The organism is Sporosarcina sp. NPDC096371, from assembly GCF_044762865.1.
Classification (GTDB): Bacteria; Bacillota; Bacilli; order Bacillales_A; family Planococcaceae; genus Sporosarcina.
Window position 1 is genome coordinate 109,028 of record NZ_JBIWFE010000002.1, and the last position, 18,014, is coordinate 127,041.

The following is an 18,014-nucleotide window of genomic DNA, read 5'->3' on the forward strand; positions in this document are numbered from 1 at the left end:
ATATTTAAATCAGATTTTGCAGTCTAGCATTTATAGTGGATTTCACTTTTTGGATTTGTTGTATTTCTTCCTTACTCAATGGATTGGGGTTAAACCAGTTCATGAATGCCGTGTCATAAAGACCCTGGTAGACAACTCCTTCATAGCAAATTGTATAAGAAAATCGATCATGAATTTGTTTTTGAATAAATGATTTAATCATTTGAAGTTTAGTGAACATGACTTTAACCTCCATTTTTATATTTTAATCTGATGTCTTCGCGTCGTTCTGTAATTATAGAATAACGCTTGAAAATGAAAGACCTATGAGACGAACATAAGAATTTGGTGAGAGGTCGACTTTGCTGTTTCGGGAAAATTTCTCATAAAAGGTGGACACTTCAAGGGTAATCGATTAATATTTAAATTATTCTATAAAGTCGGAGTTATCATGGTAGTGGATTGAAAATGGCTTCAAACGGGTTGCGACAGCTAAAAGGAGTTATTGGAAATGCACAGTAGAGCAGCGACAGGCATGTATATGAACTACTTTTTACTCGGAATGGTTAATGTCATTTTGATTTCGAATATGGGTTCGTTAACGGACCAGTGGGATACGGATAGCGCGGGGATTAGTTATATTATTGCCGCAATCGGAATCGGAAAGTTGTTCACCTATGCGATTGCAGGTAGGTTATCGGACCGTTTTGGCAGAAAACCGTTGATCATTTTTTCCGGATTGGTGATGGGGCTATTTCTCTTTTTCGTACCATTGGCGCCGAGTTATCAGATTGCGTTTCTGCTAGCATTCTTGGCTGGGGTGGGAAATTCAGCGATGGATGCGGGGTCTTATCCGGGCTTGATAGAGGTTTTTCCGAAGTCGGCAGGATCGGCGAGTGTGATGGTGAAAGCATTTATGGCATCGGGAACGGCGATTCTGCCCTTCATGATTCTATTTTTTGCGAAACAGGAACTGTTTTACGGCTTTGCATTTTTTGTACCTGCCGCTCTATATATCCTAACGATGTTGTTTTTACTGCCGGTTTCTTTTCCGGATCATCGCATTGCCCAAGTGGGTGGAATGAAGTCGGGTAGCGAATCGGACAAGTTGTTCGTTTCGAAGCCTGAATTTTTAAAAGAAGGACTGGCACTTGTTGTTATCGGCTTTACTTCAACAGGCCTATTCACAGTCGCACAGATTTGGCTACCGTCTTACGGCGAGCAAGTGCTTGGGTTGTCGACGGCAAGCTCGCTCAAGTTATTGAGTTTTTATAGTATTGGTTCACTCCTATCGGTACTGACGTTGGCGGTATTCTTAAAGAAAATCATACGCCCAGTGACCGTTATACTGATTTACCCGCTCATTACATGTACGGCAATCATCACAATTCTTACGATTAAAATTCCTGTAGTTGCCACAATCGCCGCATTTTTTATCGGTCTGTCGACTGCAGGAGTCTTCCAACTAGCGATTGCTATTATGGCTGAACTGTTCTGGCAACGAAAAGGGCGGGTGACCGGAATTGTGGCTACGGCCGCGGGATTAGCCTCCGTCGTCATGCCGCTTGCTACAGGTTTATTGTCGAAAATGGGCAACATATCAATCATCTTTATATTTGATGCCTTCTTAGCAATTACCGGTTTCCTGGCCGCGGCATTTGTCTATTACCGCTACGGCAAAGTAATTGGTAAAAAAGGCGAAAAAAAAACGCTTGAACAGAGAATGGCTGGGAATAGGCTAGTGGATAATTAAGAGCGGATTGTATGAATCATGCATATTTGATATAGTATAAGTAATATGAAATCTTTGAAGTGGCTAAGTAAATAAGAATTGTGACACAGAAAGTATAGCGACTGTTGAGAGCTATATCACCCCTTCTTATTGAAACCTACCATCGAGATGTTATGCCAACATAACCGAGTCGTTTTCGTTATCAAACGTTTTAGAGGGCTTGCATCCATGCAGGCTAAACTAAGGTGGTACCACGTCCATTCAGCACAAAGACGTCCTTTATATGAGGATATCTTTGTGCTTTTTTGATGTCCAGATTTCGGGCGCGAGACGTTTTTCTTTATTATAAGGAGGAGAAATTAATGACCAATCAACAGCAAAATGATTTTTCGAAATGGTATATCGACACGATTCAAAAGGCGGATCTAATGGATTACACACCAGTACGTGGGTGTATCGCATTCAAACCAGACGGCTACGAAATTTGGGAGCATATTCAAGCGGAAATGGATCGACGTTTTAAAGAAACGGGGCATCGTAACGCTTATTTCCCTATGCTCATTCCGGAGTCGTTTTTTGAAAAAGAGAAGGATCATATCGAAGGCTTTTCACCGGAGCTTCCTTGGGTAACAGAAGCAGCAGGTGAAAAATTAGAAGAGCGTTTAGCACTGCGTCCAACTTCTGAAACGATGATTGGTCATCTCTATTCCGATTGGATTAAGAGCTACCGTGACCTACCTGTGTTAATCAACCAATGGGCAAACGTGTTCCGTTGGGAAAAGAAAACACTGCCGTTCATTCGTACATCTGAATTTTTATGGCAGGAAGGGCATACGGCTCACGTAGATGAAGAAGAAGCACGCGCAGAAACAATGCAAATGCTGAATATTTATAAAGAAGTGGTCGAAGAGTTACTGGCAATTCCAGTATACGACGGTCAAAAAACACCATCTGAACGTTTTGCAGGCGCTGTGGATACGTATTCTATCGAAGCGATGATGAAAGACGGCAAAGCTGTTCAAGCCGGAACTTCACATTACCTAGGTACAAAATTTGCGGAAGCTTTTGATATTAAATATTTAAATAAAGAAAACAAGCATGCATTTGTTCATACAACATCATGGGGTACGTCTACGCGTTTAATCGGTTCTGTCATTATGACGCATGGTGATGAGCAGGGTCTTGTCTTGCCGCCACGTGTTGCACCAACACAGGTTGTGCTAATTCCTGTAGGACCATGGAAGAAGAATCCTGCGATTATGGAAAAACTAGATGAAATCTTTGCAGCACTCAAAGCACAAGGCATCCGTGTGCGTTTGGATGATTCCGATCAATCTCCGGGCTATAAATTCAATGAGTGGGAGCTAAAAGGTGTTCCTGTTCGTGTTGAACTAGGCCCACGTGATTTAGAGAATAACCAAGCATTGATCAAAGCACGTGACGAAGGCGAAAAAGAAGCTGTCGAGCTTTCTGCAATTGTGGCGCGCATCGAAGAAGAACTAGTGACGATGCAAGCGCGTCTACTCGAAAAAGCACGCGCATTCCGTGAACAACATTCACATACGCATGTCGATTCCATTGAGCAATTATCAAAACACATCGCAGATTCAACTGAAAAAGGAGAAATCCCAGGATGGATCCTTGCAGGTTGGTGTGGAGATGATGCTTGTGAAGAACAAGTGAAAGAAGAAACGAAATTCACGACACGCAACATTCCATTCAATCCACCAGCAGAGAAGTCTAACTGCATCAATTGTGGGAAAGAATCGAAACATACAGTGTGGTTTGGCCGCGCTTACTAAGAATACGAAAACGCTCCACTCGGATCCAATCGAGTGGAGCGTTTTTCATGGGTGGATTTATTATGGATGAAGGAAATTAGGATTTTGCTGCTAATAAATGTTGAAAAAGCTTTCCTGACATCTGTTTTTCGTTTGCTATAAATAATTTCAGCTTTTGATTGCGGCCCCAATTATTCTGGATGATTAAAGTTGAAATGCCATACATATTCTGGGTTGCAAATGTTATACTTGCCGCGATAATTTATATAATTTCCAGTGAGGTAAACCTTCAACGATCGGGCCAGATTGTGGAGGAGTTTTTTCAGGCAATAAGATATACGCATAATAAAATAAAGAAAAATTATTACGAGAAATAGGTGGTTATTAATTAAATAAAAGGGCAAGATATTTTAATGTGGTGCTTCCATACACATTAAATATGTGGTATTATTAAGAACTAGTGTTCCGTTAACTGAAACGAACCATTAGTAAATGAGATTTTTGATAATGTTTTTCAGCAATCGGGCTATTTTAAATGAAAAACTTAATTGGCATGGCATTCTCGCCAGTAATTTCACGGGAGGTAATAAAAAATGGCATTCACATCCAAAAATATCTTTATCAATTTATCAGTAAAAGACGTGAAAAAGTCCACCAATTTTTTCAAGGAGATAGGTTTTGAGTTCAACCCACAATTCTCCGATGAGTCCACATCTTGTATGATTATCAGTGACAATATCTTTGCTATGATAATGGTTGAAGAAAAATTCAAAGGTTTTAGTAAGAAGGAAATTGTGGATACTACTACTTCTGCCGAAGCAATTCTCAGCTTTTCAGCTGAAAGTCGGGATCAAGTGGATGAGTTAGTAAATAAGGCGCTGTCATCTGGTGGTAAATCTTTTAGTGAGCCTCAAGATCATGGATTTATGTATATACGGGGGTTTCAGGATTTAGACGGTCATTTATGGGAAGTTGCTTATATTGATGAAAGTGCAATTAATCAAGAATAAACTTTAAGGTTTAGAGTTAGTTTATTCAGGTTTAATATTCTAAGGGGTGATGCCTTAAAAGGTATCATCTTTTTTTATCTTTTACAGATTAGAAATTTGTGAAGTAATGGACTTAGAGTAAAGGAGGCTTGATTTGAATAAGATTTAAGCAATTATCCTCCACAATCGGGCGCGATTGTGGAGGATCAAAAGCCTAATTCCTTACTAAAAAGAAGGAGGTATTAGGCTTTTTATTCTTCATTATATTAAATATTACCCCATTGGTAAACGTGGTGACAACAAGTGGTCGTTCATATTTCTTTCCGCAAAAAATAACCAAGCCCAGAGCCTAAAAACAGCAGAAGACTCCCCAAAATAACGATCAAAAGCGTTTCGGTTGAAGCGTTGAGTGCGCCAAAGTTTTCACTGGAATTTGGCATCATCATTAAGAATGGCTGTGCCCAAGGGTAATAAGGACCAACAGTTGCGGAATTCACGATTAGCATATTTGGTATCGTGAAAATGACATTGACGGCAAGCGGAGCAGCAAAGCTCGACCATGCAACTGACACGAACATCTGTAAAGCGATCAACGGCATACACGCTAGCCACCCACCAAACACACTTGAAAAGATAATCCCCCATGGAATTGCAGTAGAAAAGTCTTTCATCCAGCCAATGAAGAATAGGCAGCTGATAAACAACAGTTGTGTTAGGGCGATAAGAAAAATGACGATAAGAACTTTCACAATATACACCTGTCGTCTAGAAACGGGTAGAGACAGTAGTTGTTTCCAACCTCCACCGGCATGCTCATAGCGACAAATAAAGCTTGAAAAGATCCCCGTTAATAACGGCAAAAATAGAATAGCGTGGCTAATCGTCATAGCGCCCAGGGTAGCCGTCCACTGTTGTTGTTCAAGTTCCTTTATTGCATCTACTTCACTCAGGCCCAATAATATTGATAATAGGGGACTCACGAAAATCAGCAGCCAAATCGAAGACTTCCGTAATTTGAGAAATTCAGAACGAAATAATCTTCCCATTTATTTCACCTCTCTTCGATTAAAGTCTAGGAGACTTATGAAATAGAGCAGTAATCCCATGACGAGACCAGCAATCACAGAGTAAATGGGCTGATCCCATTCATTTACTAACAGGGGCCATTTCCATGGCAACCAATCGGGAAAGTTCATCGCATACATGGATACCATGGTCCCAATAATCCCTATAGTTAACGGCAATGCCTGGTTTTTTAGTGTAATGGCAAGCCAAATTTGTAAAATAATAAATGGGAGTGAAGCGAGACATGGGTAGAAACACATCTTTAGTAAAAACAGAAATGGAATATCGGTTCCGAAATTCAGTAAAAGGCCAAGTAGGATTGTGCCGCCTGCTAATAATAAGCAAGCCAGTAATAACAAGCAAAAAGAGAGTAGCACTTTCCCCGTAAACACCTTTGTCTTTGAAATGGGCAATGCCAGTAGTTGTTTCCAGGCGTTGGTCTGATGCTCAATATTGGCAATCATCGATGTGAGTATCGTTAGTCCAATGAGAATCGTAGGAATAGACAGCATCGAAACTTCGCCAATCAACCCTCCCCATAAATCCTCCTTATAGACGCCTGTAAGCCAGTCGTACCGGACCCCGAAATTGACAGCCTCCAAGCTGATGACTCCGATTGGGCCCAGGAAGACGAGAAAAAGGATCATTTTGCGCCTGATTTTTAGGAATTCAGAGGCCATAATCCGCGCCATCACAATTCGCCTCCCTGACTAGTTAGCTCTAAAAAGATTTCTTCTAGTGATTTACGTTCTTCCTCTACTCTGTAAATGGAATAGTCGTTTTGAACAAGGGATTTCACGATGTCAGCAACTTGTTGGTCCGCGCCATTTTCAATGACGAGTTTGTCTTGATTGAGATTTGTTGTATGGCCATGTGTGAATAAGGTCTTCCAAGCCGACTCCGCGTCATTAACGGTTATTTTAATTTTGCTTGTAGATTGCGCTCTTAATGCCGAAATGGAATCTTGAAAAATCATTCGTCCTTTTTCGATGATGCCTACCTGTGTCGCCATTTGGTCAATTTCTGACAGGAGGTGGCTGGATACAACAATTGTGATACCATGCTCCTTTGGCATGCTTTTAATCAGTTCTCGAATTTCGATAATACCAGACGGATCAAGTCCGTTTGTTGGTTCATCTAAAATGAGTAATTCGGGATTGCCAAGTAAGGCGGTCGCAATGCCAAGACGTTGCTTCATACCTAACGAAAATCCCTTTACTGGCCGCGTTGCGTCATTCGTAAGGCGCACGATTGACAGAACTTCTTCAATTCTAGACTTCGGTGCGTCCAATAAAATACGAACGGCTTCCAAATTCTCATATGCTGTTAAATGCCCATAGTAAGAAGGATATTCAACAAGTGATCCCACTTTCTTTAAAATCGATAGCTTTTCTTTTCGTATATCTTTGCCGAAAATCTGAATCGAACCTTGCGTGGGGCGAGCAAGCCCTAAAAGCATTCGAATGGTCGTTGTTTTCCCGGCACCATTAGGCCCTAGAAACCCATAAATTTCACCTTTCTTCACTTGTAGATCCACATGATTGACTACTCTTCTTGAACCAAATTTCTTCGTTAACTTCTTCGTTTCAATAATGAAATCGTTCATTTTCCTCACCTCACTTTTAATCTTAGTGCTCGAAGGTTAAAACGATGGGAGGGTGAAGTTTAAATTTTGTTTAAAAATAGGAAAAAGAGGCAGGCGAGAATGCGCCTACCTCCTCAATATTTTTTTATCATCATCCTGGTACCTCGTTCATCTGTCTCAATCGTCCAGTCCAGCTGCATTTCCTTGAGCATTAAGGAAACAACGGAGAGACCAACTCCAACCCCTTGTTGATTCGATTTCACCTTCATGCCAGGACCGTAGTCTTCGATTATAAGCGTTTCATGTTCGATTCGTACGGCCACAAACTGCCCGCTTCTCGCATGGCGATAAATATTTTGAAACAAGTTATCCAATACACGGTGGAACATTTGCGGATCCACTTCCCATAGCAATTTTTTCTCAGGAATATTCAATTGGATATCAAAATGAAGATTCTCAAAAACGGGATACCAGGCGGCGAAAGAAGTTCGAATGAGCCGATTGATATCGATTGTCTCCGGATGGAATGGATACTTTCCGGACGCCAATAGTGTGTAGGAGAGTAAATTCTCAATGAGTTCTCCCATATAACTTACTTTTTCATCGATGAAATCTAAAGATTCCTGCCCTGTTGGACTAAGTGACTCCTTCTTTAAGCGATAGGCGTGTCCGCGGATGGTTGTCAGGGGTGTTCGCAAATCATGCGATAAATTCGCAATGAGCTCTTTTCTAAGTGTTTCTTCCTCTTGCTCACGCTCTCTACTTGTTTCTAACTCATGAATCATGCGATTGAAAGACTGACCGAGGCGCCCGATTTCGTCTTCCTTTGTCACCTCGACGGTCGATGGGATCCCATTGGCTTCGGGGACTACCATCGCCTCTTGTAAATGAAGCAGTCTTTTACGAATTCGATAAAAAAAGAGCATAGAAATTAATATAAAAAGCATGAAAATCAATAAAAGGGCAATTGGTAAAATATAATTATAACTTTTGACGACCAAATCATTTGGACTGACCATATCTGCGCGCGGTAGTTGTAACACCATAAAGCCATCATCTGGATTGTTCCCTATAAATGCGACAACGGTAAATGGATCGATTGTATTCCCACGATTTTTCTTTATAAAGTCAATCGCAAACGAGGCTGACCACTGATTAGGAATCGATAGGGATTCCGGAAATTTGTCTCTCGTTTGTCCTGTGCCATCCACCCAGTAGATAGATGACTCTTGATAAATACTCTTTAATTCCTTCAGTTTACTGTGGATTTGTTCTTCAGAAGCGCCTGCTAACCCTTTGGCTGTCTGATGCCACATGTTCTCTAAGTCTGTGCCATTATAATAACGATCGGGTGACTCTTCTTGAGAGATACCGTTATAAAAAATAATCGACAACACAGGAATAGTTATAGGAATAATCGTCGTTGCCAGGAGAATGATCAACAAATATTGGAGTAGTAAAGAATTTTTTAGCTTTTTCATTGTTTCACTCTATAGCCGATGCCACGAATCGTTTCAACGATTTTGGGGTCACTCGGATTCACTTCAATCTTTTCTCTTAAGTAACGAATGTGGACCATCAAAGTTTTATCGCCCTCTAGATAAGCCTCTCCCCATACAGCCTCGTAAAGTTGTTCTTTTGTTAAGATTTGATTGGGATGGCGTAATAAATACATAAAAATCTGATGCTGTTTAGCTGTCAAAAAGATTTCTTCCCCATCGTTTTTTACAATACGGTTTTCTGTCATATTGACAGTTAGATGATGCAACTGAATTTCTTTAGTTAGTGCATGTTGATTTCTCCTGAATAATACGTCGACCCTTGCGGCGAGTTCTTCTGGATGAAAAGGTTTGGTTACATAATCGTCGGCAAAACGTAGCCCTTGCAGTTTATCGTCAACAGCCGTGCGCGCTGATAACATCAGAATCGATACATCGGGGTGATTGTGCTTTAAGCGTTGTCCAATTGTAAAACCATCAAGTCCTGGAAGCATTACATCCAAAATAACTACTTTAGCATTCCCTAGCATTTCTTCGACTTTTTCACCAGAAGTGAGCCAGCGCACCACATAGCCACGCTGCTCTAAGTCTTCTTTGACGATAGTGCCAATCTCTATGTCATCTTCGATATATAGAATTTCTTTCATAACATTCCACACCTTTGTCATTTGGATTTACTTTAAATCTTTGAATCTTTTGTTTTTATTCTTATACTATATCTTATATGAGAAAACATTAAAGTGGGAAGTAGTTCCCTTTTATTCGGAAAAGTATGTTGAAACTTGTTGAAAGCTTGGACAACGCATATATTCACGCTGTTAGAACTCCATTAGATGGATTATGATTGGAATATTAAGTTAAATAGTAAGAACCTGGAGGTGGCTTGCTTGCTGAAAGAAGAATTGAGGGTTCGTGCGCTATCGATGATCCAATTACCTGCTCATTTTCAACCCATCCTTGAAGAACGTTTTGAGGGAGAGAATGGACAAGGGGAGGCTGTTTTTTCATGGTCAGACGAAGGGCGAGAGGAAGGAATTACTGTCAATCTAGATTTGGAGGGTAATTTGACGGGTTTATCGACGGATATACTTGCGGATACCGCCAATACGGTATTTTTAAATACGGAAGAAAAAAGAAAGAGAGCGGAGCAATTCTTAATCAGTCATTATCCCAATGCGTTGGAAAGTTTAACTTTGTATAAAACAACAGAACGTACTCCGGCTATTCGTTTTGAGTTCGGACAAGTCGTAATGGGGATCCCTTTAGATCAGGCAGGTTGTTTTATGGATGTTGACTCCGCAGGGAATATAGTGAATTTTACATATTACGGTGTGAAGCAAATTCCTGACATACCGACTACCTTGATATCAAAAGAGGCTTTGATTGAACATGTGAAAAGTAGGTTAGATTTTCAGCTAAAGATTACGAATTTATATTCTTCCTTTTACGATGTAGCAGAAGATGGGATTCGACTTGTGTATGACCCGGTACAAGATTGCATGGATTATAAAGCGGACGTTTTGAAGCCAACGTTAACGCATGAACATGACGAAGATGTCGCTCAAATGTATGTCCCGCTGACCGCACCGGCGAAACCAATTATCCGCACCCCATTATCGGTAGAAGAAGTGGTGGGTATTTCTGATCGAATGGAAATTATTCGAGAAGTAGATATGGGGGAGGAAACGGGCATTGTGTGGCGTGAGCGGGACTGGGAGATGACAGAACAGGATTTATCGGTGGATGGTTTTTTTAAGCGGCAGACGGAGGACACGGTTAAAGCATTTGTTTCAAAAGAAACGGGTAACGTCAGGAGCTTTGCATGGTTTAAAGAGCGAAAGGGTGACCTCTACCTGAGTCACGAAGTATGCTATCAAAAAGCTACTGAATTTCTGCAGATGATGATCCCGGATTATTGTGATTATCTGCAACTGATTGTACGAGAAGAAGAGGAAGATGAGAGGACGCTGGAATCATTCGTATTTCATATGCACAATGGGCACGGAATACCCGTCCAATTGGACATGGTGATGGTTGCTGTGAATCGTACAACGGGTAAGATTGATCATTATAGCGGACCAAGCTTTGGTATAGAAAAACTGAGCGAACTCCCTATTGAACCGGCTATTTCGAAAGATGAAGCAAGTGAAGCCTTTATGAATCAGTTGGATTTTGAATTAGCGTGGAAACAAGATTATGATAGCGACATGGAATCCTATCTTCTTACTTATCAAGCGTGCAACCGGAGTTCCAGAACTACTATCCGGTACATCGATGCAATGACTGGTGCAGTTATTTCCGCTAAAGAGTACTAGTGTGGTATTTGCAAGTGTCTATGCGGAAAATACTTTTCTTTATTGACGAACGAACTAGGAAGGTAAGGAAACGAGGCATAGTAATGCGTATTTCTTGATGTTGATTCTCGGGTCATTCTTTGAAAAAGAGCAGAATTTTCGCCAGATCCCCCTCGGATTCGTCGAGTGGGGCTTTTTGGTTTCTAAAGAAATATTGTTAAACTATCAAAGCTTGGCCAGCGTATAGATTCCAAGGGGGAATGGAAAATGGTCTCATTTTTACTAATTTACTTAATCGGCATCCCGGTATCTGTGCTTTTGCATGAGATTGGCCATGCTATTGGTTTTGTACTGTTTTCGAAAGGAAATGCACGTGTTTACCTCGGTCCACTTGATGCGTCAAATAAGGAAAACTTTCGAATGGGGAGAATGCACTTCCATATCCGCTGGGCTTACTTTGGCTTTTGTACATGGGATACAAGAAATGACGATTTATCAAGATTTCAACGAATTATGAGGTTAGCGGGCGGCCCAGCGGCATCTCTTTTGTTGGCAGTCACTGCGTTTTTCGTCTCAGCTGATTTAACGCATTTTGGAACAAAGAACTTTTCAAATGGAATCATGTCCTTTAATTTAGCCATGTTTATCAGTACGAGCATCCCGATTGTCTATCCGAAATGGATGGGACCTCTTGCGGGACGCCCGTCAGATGGTTATCAGATTTTGAAAGTATTCAAAATGGAAAATAAGATAGAGTCATGATTCACATCAATTTCGAAATAAACATCGTTGCAATCCCGAAATAAATGAGAAGAGACAAAATATCATTAATGGTAGTAATGAGTGGACCTGATGCAACGGCAGGGTCCACCTTAAATTTGTATAACAGAAGTGGAATAATGGTGCCTGCCATTGTTCCGATAATAAGTGTAGCAAGTAGCGAAGAGCCAACGACAAGGCCGAGCGTTAAACTCCCGCGCCAAATAAATGCAATCCCTGCAATGACAATTGCGCATGTTACACCAATGATTATGCCGACAATCAATTCTCGATATAAAAGCTTCATGGACTTTTTGAAATTTAGATCCTCTGAAACAAGACCACGGACGACAACTGCCAGTGATTGTGTACCTGTATTTCCAGTCATTCCTGCAATCATGGGCATGAAAAAGGCTAGTGCAACGACTGCTTCTAAAGTGGCTTCAAATTTTTCGATAATCCCACCCGAAATCAATCCAATGAACAGTAACAAAATAAGCCATGGCAATCGTCTCCAAGCCGCAACGAAAGGACTTGTTCTAAAGTCAATTTCTTTTCCAGAGGCGGAAAGTTTTTCGATATCCTCATCTGCTTCTTGCTGCATTACATCTAAAATATCTTCGACGTGAATGACACCAATAAGCTGTTTAGTACGATTGATGACGGGAATCGAAACGAGGTCTTTATCGCGGAAAACTCTAGCCGCATCTTCTTGATCTAAATCCGTTGGAAATGAAACGATATCTGTCATCATAATATTCGATATTAACTCATCATCCGAAGTGCCAAGCAATTCCCGAATAGACAAAACACCTGTTAATTGATGATCCACATTAAGAATATACAAGTAGTGAATATTTGTTTTGTCTTGTACGTTTTGTCGGAGATGTGAAATGGCTTGTTCGGCTGTGTACGTTTCTTGCAGGGCGATATATCCTTTTTTCATAAGTGTTCCGGTCGTTTCCTGTTTGAAAACACCGTTTGTCATGTTGTCCATAGAAGTGGACCTCCTTAGTACGTCCACTTCTTCAAGAGGTGAAGGGGATGGACGTATTCTTTTTAATTTGTCGTGCAATGGATCTTAAACAACTGGGGGGTTCTGAACTTGTTGAACTGGACATCCCCATCACCTCCTTTCATGAAAAGTACTCTAGAAAAATAGAAAAAACACCCCTCGACAAAGAAGGGTGTTCAACACAAAAACGATATAATCGAATAAACCCTCTTCGTAGAGCTTTAGCACTATATGGCATAGGATGAAATTCATCCAGCTACATTAAAAACCACCTTAAGTCGATGGTTCCTGTTGACCCATTGGTGTCTTTCGACATTTCTGGGCAGCAGCGTATCTCCATATAGGAGCCTCACCTAACGAGGAATTCCTAATTTAATTATCAATTTCATATTCACGATACAGGTCATCTAATAAGTTGTCAAGTTACTGGGGATTACTGGGTATTTGAATAAGGGAATATATTCTTTTTTAAATGGCAGATGTGATAGGTTAGAATCAGTAGTAAAATTATTCTTATTTCGGTTAAAAACCCAGGAGGTGTTTTTATGAATAAAGAAAATACGGCATTAGTAATAATAGACGTTCAAAAAGCTTTTGATGATAACAAGTGGGGTGAGCGAAACAATCCCCAAGCAGAAGAGAATATTAATAAGTTGCTAACGTTGTGGAGAGAAAAGGGCTGGAAGGTCATACACATTCAACATTTGTCCGATAATCCGGGCTCTCTGTTTCATCCAGAGAACGAGGGGTTTGCTATTAAAGATTTGGTCGAGCCTTTGGAAGAAGAAATCGTCATTACAAAGAAAGTGAATAGCGGTTTTATAGGCACGAATTTAGAACAGGTTTTACAATCAAATGGCATCACAAAGGTTGTCATAACCGGTTTGACCACGCCTCATTGTGTGTCGACAACGACAAGGATGAGTGGGAATTTAGGCTTTGAAACGTATCTTATCTCTGACGCAACCGCAGCTTTTGGTATGAAGGATCAAAATGATACATATTATGATGCCGAGACGTTGCATGCTATTTCTTTAGCTACTTTGCATGAGGAATTTGCGACGGTACTTACAACTGAGCAGCTAGTAAGTGATATTCAATAGGATTGCTGTTTCTGCTATTTTAATTATGCAAGTAACAAAAAATGGAGAGTAAGGAGCTTACGCTTTACTCTCGGAAAAAATACTTGTAACCCCTCATCGAAACAGTGCCGTCAGCATAAGCAATACACCAGCTCTGCTCAATAAGTTTCTTGTGTTTGGCCACTCGACTTCTGCTATTTTCTATTCTTTTTACCAAGGCGTTATGTACATTTATTCGTATAGACAGGCCTGGCGTTCACCAGAAATCCCGTTAGATCAAAGATGTATTATTTATCTTGCATAAGGAACGGTAAGGACGATAGGGGGTGTGAGGGGCTATAAGGGATTGTGGAGCGTGATTAACTACTGAGAACTGGTGTTATGTGAACCTGGTATGTATGGCGTATACAAGGTCGTTCAGCGTTCGATTCCGTGGTCCCATGTAGCGAATCTAAATACTTGTTCAACATGTTTTCAGCAAGCGAGACATATTGTTAAATAAATGAACGAACAAATTACTTGAATAATTTTTGGGGGATTGTTTTGACCATAAATCTTTTATTAATCACCTTTCATATTTTGTGGTGAAGTGCTGATCTTTGCGCTTTGTGGATGGCTAACGGGTAGCTGTAGTCAATGAGAAAAGGTGCTTTTACATGGCAGCTTTTCTTATTGAGTAATAGAATAAAACAGTTCTGAGAACAGATGTTCTGCAACCTAAGATACATGCCGCATGAATTCCCTGAAAACATATTAGCTCCATATCCTCAAAAAAGTCCATCGACGTCTAGTCGATGGACTTTTTGATCATTAACGATACAAGTTTGTTTTGTTATCGTTTCAGCGATTTTGATTACATACTAGGTTCAATTTCTACTTCACGGTCGTTTAAAGGCTGAACTGGGCGATGATTGTCCTCGAAAATTTGACGGAATAAATCAATTTGTTCCTTAGACATTTCAATTGGCTGCTCCAAGACGATCCATTCAACTTCTTCTGAACATGGAGGAGTAGTTAAAGAGCCTTCATAACGGAAAGTTTGCTTATTTTCTGGCAATAATCCCATTAAATCGATTGCCTCGGTTACTTTTACATCTTCAGTTGTTACTTCTTTAGGAAGAACTTTCCATGATTGATCTAAGGCAGGGTTAGCCGCACCTTCATTAATCATTAAACCAATAACAGCTAATTCATTATTCGCGCTTTTATGCACTAAATGCAGTTCCATGTCAAAACTCTGGCCGTTAAATTGGTGTTCGCTCGGAGTGTGGAAATGGAATTGAGCTAACTTGTACTCATCTCCGTCTACGACAATGGAATTATCGATTGCTGCTGGATTTCCTTGAATCGTATGGCCGTTGTTAGCTAAAGAAAAGTTTGTTGGGGCATAATTAAATTTCAGCTCCTCAACTTCGTCGTCTTTCTCTGTTTTTGCCGTCTCGATGTTAATCGGAGACTGTTCCTGGCCGTTCGTGCAGACAGCGTTTGTAGGATCTAAATCGCCCCAATATTCCGGACCGGTTTCCCCTTCATAGGACCAGTGAGCTGGTTGAACCTCTGGTGTTTGCGTCTCTTCTTGAACCTTTTCTTTTTTCGGCACATCGGCTGTCTCAGAAGAACAAGCAGCTAGTGATAACAAAAGACAAGTCGACAAAATTGGATAAATAATTTTTTTCTTCATGTTTTTGTACGTCTCCTTTTTCGTTGAAATCTATAATTAAATAATATAGATTTCATAGTATACATCATTCAGTAAGAATAAAAACAGTTCTCCTTGTAATAATTTTTTTCTAAACACTCTCACAATATCGTTTTGTAGAAATGATTAGAGGTAAATAGTTTTATGTATACATCTCTGCAAATTCCGTCATTTGACGAGCAGATTAAGGCAGAACGTCACCAAAGTGGCTAGTGAAAAAATCCGAGGGATCAGTGTATCTAAAAAACTAAACAGGCGAGAATCCAAAAGACGATCAATGCGCATATTTGCGCAAGAGATGCGTCTTTTTTGATTATAAAAAAGTGAATACTTGAAAGCTCTTACACCTGGTCATACGATGACTAATAGCCTTCTCATAGCAGTAATTTCTTTTGGCGAGAAGCTTAGAATAGCCGGAATGGAATGTCTATCCAATTGTAGGAATACTTTAGTCTATCTATGAAATGAAAGCGAACTGCTATGACTTTCGTTATTACTTAATAGTTGTTGTATAATAAGAATAATTGATTTTTTTGATCGGTGATAGATAGACTTATATGCATGGGAAGATAGGAAGTGATAGAGTTGTTGGGAAATATTTTTCGGAAAAGCAAGCAGCAAAATAGCGAGGCAGAGCGGATCATTTTTGAACAATATTATAAACGCGTCTATTACACCGCTTATCAAGTGATTAAGGACCAGAACTTGGCAGAAGATATTGCGCAAGAGACGTTTATGAAAGCGTTTAAAAATTTACAAACGGTTCAAGATGTTGAAAAACTGGGTGCTTGGCTATCAGTGATTGCGACACGTACTGCAATTGATCATCTTCGACGTTTAAAAAGATGGAATGATTTTACGACTTCGGACGTCTATATAAATACAGAGCCAGATGCAACACAAATAGATTATGTTTCGACGGTGGAAACAGGCATTGAAAAAGCTTATGTGAAGGAATTGCTACTTAAGGAAATCGATAAGTTGAAGCCGGATCATAAGGAAGTACTCATCTTATTCTATCATCACGATTTAACATACGAGGAAATTGCCGAACTATTGGGTGTTAAATTATCGACATTGAAAACCCGAATGTTTCGTGCAAAAAAGAAGTTGAAAGAATCGATTGAGCAACAACCTGAATTGATGGAGGTGATGTCGAATGTCTAACAAGAAGAAACAGAACTTAGACCAGCTGATTCGGGAGTCGTTAGAAGAAGACATGATGGAATTCCCACCGCCGACATTATCTAGTACAGAGGCATGGGAAAGGATGGAGACAGCGCGTCGAGAAATCCGTCAGTCTTCCAGGGGGAAACGCCTTCCTAAAAAGGCTATTCTAGCTGTGGCCTCTATTTTCATGGTACTCGGTGTTGCTGCGTACCCACAAGAAGGTGGAGCTCATAGTCGGTGGAGTGAGATATTCCACCAGGTGCAAGGCTCTGTTGTGCAAGTGTTTGGAGGGTCAGGTGAGCCTATTGACAATCCAAGCGAGGAGTCTGGTTTTTTTGTCATTGAAGATTCGGAACCTGTGATGAGGGAGATGGATCTAAGGGAAGCGCAAAAGGTAGCAGATTTTACAATCCATGTTCCTGTAGTGCCTTCTGGATTTCGATTGGATAAGGTAATGGTCATGCAAGAAGGGGAACAAATGAGTAATGAGGTTTACTTGCATTATGTGAAGGGGAAAAGCGAATTTATCGTAGCTGAAAAGAAGTTGAATGGGCAATATGCTTTTGGGGCAGCGGCGGACAGTGAAGACACTGAAGTGGAAGAAGTATCGATCAATGGCCAAACGGCAAATATACTATCGTTTAAGGATGGCGTACGTAGAATAACGTGGATGACGCAAACGTCTTACCTTTATATTGAGGGGAAACTGACTAAAAAAGAAATTGTTGAAATGGCACAATCCATGTAAAACGGGGGCCTTTATAGGCCCCCGTTTAGTCTGCACTGATTTGATTGGAAACGCTTGTTAATCGTTCTGTGATGCCATTATGGATGATATCATGGTGTGCCCTGATGCGATAAGAGTAGCCACTAATTACGTTAACTTGTTTGGAATATGATATGGAATTAGAACGGTAATTTGTAGCGGGTCCAACTGTTAACACATCTACCCATTGCTTTTTGGATGGGTTCCATTGTTGTAGGTAAAGTGTCACCCTAATCGTGTCTACAGAAGTATAAGCACTCGTATTCCCGCTTACTTTAAGGGTTGTGTTTGTTAAAAGTTCGATGGATGAATAGCCGTTTTTGACGTACTGGGTGGCGAAGGGATTTAAATCTTCGTCCGCAAAATCATCTTTTGAAATAATCGGTGGTTCTGTTGGAAGTGATAATTCGTTTTCGGCAGCCGAACTTTCGAACGCGGTCCAACTCATTGTTACCATCGAAAATAGTAGTATTAATATAGTCCTGTTGAGTAATTTCATTTTCCTTCCACCCCTATAAATGTCGTTACAAATATTAACGAACAGGACATAAGAATTGTTCCGTCTATGTTGATGAGAAATATCATAAATGAGTGGGTAT

The 18,014-nt window shown here is 40.4% G+C and carries 18 protein-coding genes, 1 riboswitch and 1 other annotated feature; of the genes, 9 read left to right on the top strand and 9 right to left on the bottom strand.

Annotated features, from left to right (window positions below; all coding sequences use genetic code 11):
- Positions 1 to 4 precede the first annotated feature (4 nt).
- A complete protein-coding gene (locus ACIQ0H_RS06475; RefSeq protein WP_403412603.1) occupies positions 5 to 220 on the bottom strand; it encodes a hypothetical protein in 216 nt (71 codons plus the stop codon).
- Between the two features lie 270 nt (positions 221 to 490).
- Between ACIQ0H_RS06475 and ACIQ0H_RS06480 the strand changes: the two genes are divergently transcribed.
- The 3 genes from ACIQ0H_RS06480 to ACIQ0H_RS06490 all read left to right on the top strand — a co-directional run bounded on the left by ACIQ0H_RS06480 (position 491) and on the right by ACIQ0H_RS06490 (position 4,502).
- On the top strand, positions 491 to 1,732 hold the full coding sequence (locus tag ACIQ0H_RS06480; RefSeq protein ID WP_403412605.1) for an MFS transporter: 1,242 nt from the start codon (positions 491 to 493) through the stop codon (positions 1,730 to 1,732).
- Between the two features lie 45 nt (positions 1,733 to 1,777).
- Positions 1,778 to 1,994: a binding site (T-box leader), on the top strand.
- Positions 1,995 to 2,073: 79 nt separating this feature from the next.
- On the top strand, positions 2,074 to 3,513 hold the full coding sequence (gene proS / locus ACIQ0H_RS06485) for a proline--tRNA ligase (protein WP_403412606.1): 1,440 nt from the start codon (positions 2,074 to 2,076) through the stop codon (positions 3,511 to 3,513).
- A 572-nt stretch (positions 3,514 to 4,085) separates the two neighbouring features.
- On the top strand, positions 4,086 to 4,502 hold the full coding sequence (locus tag ACIQ0H_RS06490; RefSeq protein WP_403412608.1) for a VOC family protein: 417 nt from the start codon (positions 4,086 to 4,088) through the stop codon (positions 4,500 to 4,502).
- A gap of 290 nt (positions 4,503 to 4,792) precedes the next feature.
- Here the strand turns inward: ACIQ0H_RS06490 and ACIQ0H_RS06495 are convergent, their stop codons facing one another.
- The 5 genes from ACIQ0H_RS06495 to ACIQ0H_RS06515 form a co-directional block, all read right to left on the bottom strand.
- Positions 4,793 to 5,527 (bottom strand): ABC transporter permease, encoded by a 735-nt coding sequence (locus ACIQ0H_RS06495; protein WP_403412610.1) that lies wholly within the window; start codon positions 5,525 to 5,527, stop codon positions 4,793 to 4,795.
- Positions 5,528 to 6,238, bottom strand: coding sequence for an ABC transporter permease (locus tag ACIQ0H_RS06500; protein ID WP_403412611.1), 711 nt, complete (start codon positions 6,236 to 6,238; stop codon positions 5,528 to 5,530).
- Positions 6,238 to 7,152: an ABC transporter ATP-binding protein gene (locus ACIQ0H_RS06505; RefSeq protein WP_403412613.1), complete on the bottom strand. Its 915-nt coding sequence runs from the start codon at positions 7,150 to 7,152 to the stop codon at positions 6,238 to 6,240. Before ACIQ0H_RS06505 ends, ACIQ0H_RS06500 begins: the two co-directional genes overlap by 1 nt.
- Before the next feature lie 113 nt (positions 7,153 to 7,265).
- On the bottom strand, positions 7,266 to 8,612 hold the full coding sequence (locus ACIQ0H_RS06510; RefSeq protein WP_403412615.1) for a HAMP domain-containing sensor histidine kinase: 1,347 nt from the start codon (positions 8,610 to 8,612) through the stop codon (positions 7,266 to 7,268).
- Positions 8,609 to 9,277, bottom strand: coding sequence for a response regulator transcription factor (locus ACIQ0H_RS06515; RefSeq protein ID WP_403412617.1), 669 nt, complete (start codon positions 9,275 to 9,277; stop codon positions 8,609 to 8,611). Before ACIQ0H_RS06515 ends, ACIQ0H_RS06510 begins: the two co-directional genes overlap by 4 nt.
- 186 nt (positions 9,278 to 9,463) lie before the next feature.
- Here ACIQ0H_RS06515 and ACIQ0H_RS06520 point away from each other — a divergent pair, with 186 nt between their 5' ends.
- Positions 9,464 to 10,945 (top strand): YcdB/YcdC domain-containing protein, encoded by a 1,482-nt coding sequence (locus ACIQ0H_RS06520; RefSeq protein WP_403412619.1) that lies wholly within the window; start codon positions 9,464 to 9,466, stop codon positions 10,943 to 10,945.
- 246 nt (positions 10,946 to 11,191) lie between these two features.
- The gene (locus ACIQ0H_RS06525; RefSeq protein WP_403412620.1) at positions 11,192 to 11,686 is read left to right on the top strand and encodes a hypothetical protein; all 495 of its coding nucleotides are present in this window, start codon (positions 11,192 to 11,194) and stop codon (positions 11,684 to 11,686) included.
- 1 nt (position 11,687) lies between these two features.
- On the opposite strand, the gene mgtE is transcribed toward ACIQ0H_RS06525, so the two are convergent.
- Positions 11,688 to 12,680 carry a magnesium transporter gene (gene mgtE / locus ACIQ0H_RS06530; RefSeq protein WP_403412621.1) on the bottom strand — a complete coding sequence of 331 codons (993 nt, stop codon included), beginning with the start codon at positions 12,678 to 12,680 and terminating at the stop codon, positions 11,688 to 11,690.
- A gap of 47 nt (positions 12,681 to 12,727) precedes the next feature.
- Between mgtE and ACIQ0H_RS06535 the strand changes: the two genes are divergently transcribed.
- The gene (locus ACIQ0H_RS06535; RefSeq protein ID WP_403412623.1) at positions 12,728 to 12,943 is read left to right on the top strand and encodes a hypothetical protein; all 216 of its coding nucleotides are present in this window, start codon (positions 12,728 to 12,730) and stop codon (positions 12,941 to 12,943) included.
- Positions 12,899 to 13,066: riboswitch (M-box (ykoK) riboswitch) on the bottom strand. (Overlaps the previous gene by 45 nt.)
- Before the next feature lie 177 nt (positions 13,067 to 13,243).
- Positions 13,244 to 13,801: a cysteine hydrolase family protein gene (locus tag ACIQ0H_RS06540; protein WP_403412625.1), complete on the top strand. Its 558-nt coding sequence runs from the start codon at positions 13,244 to 13,246 to the stop codon at positions 13,799 to 13,801.
- Positions 13,802 to 14,633: 832 nt separating this feature from the next.
- Here ACIQ0H_RS06540 and ACIQ0H_RS06545 read toward each other — a convergent pair.
- Complete coding sequence (locus ACIQ0H_RS06545) at positions 14,634 to 15,461, bottom strand: carbonic anhydrase (protein WP_403412626.1); 828 nt, start codon at positions 15,459 to 15,461, stop codon at positions 14,634 to 14,636.
- Positions 15,462 to 16,055: 594 nt separating this feature from the next.
- Between ACIQ0H_RS06545 and ACIQ0H_RS06550 the strand changes: the two genes are divergently transcribed.
- Positions 16,056 to 16,646, top strand: a complete 591-nt coding sequence (locus tag ACIQ0H_RS06550; protein WP_403412627.1) for an RNA polymerase sigma factor — start codon at positions 16,056 to 16,058, stop codon at positions 16,644 to 16,646.
- Positions 16,639 to 17,397: a DUF4367 domain-containing protein gene (locus tag ACIQ0H_RS06555; RefSeq protein WP_403412629.1), complete on the top strand. Its 759-nt coding sequence runs from the start codon at positions 16,639 to 16,641 to the stop codon at positions 17,395 to 17,397. The genes ACIQ0H_RS06550 and ACIQ0H_RS06555 overlap by 8 nt, the downstream gene beginning before the upstream one ends.
- Positions 17,398 to 17,422: 25 nt before the next feature.
- Here the strand turns inward: ACIQ0H_RS06555 and ACIQ0H_RS06560 are convergent, their stop codons facing one another.
- Positions 17,423 to 17,863, bottom strand: coding sequence for a DUF6147 family protein (locus tag ACIQ0H_RS06560; protein WP_403412631.1), 441 nt, complete (start codon positions 17,861 to 17,863; stop codon positions 17,423 to 17,425).
- Between the last annotated feature and the right edge of the window lie 151 nt (positions 17,864 to 18,014).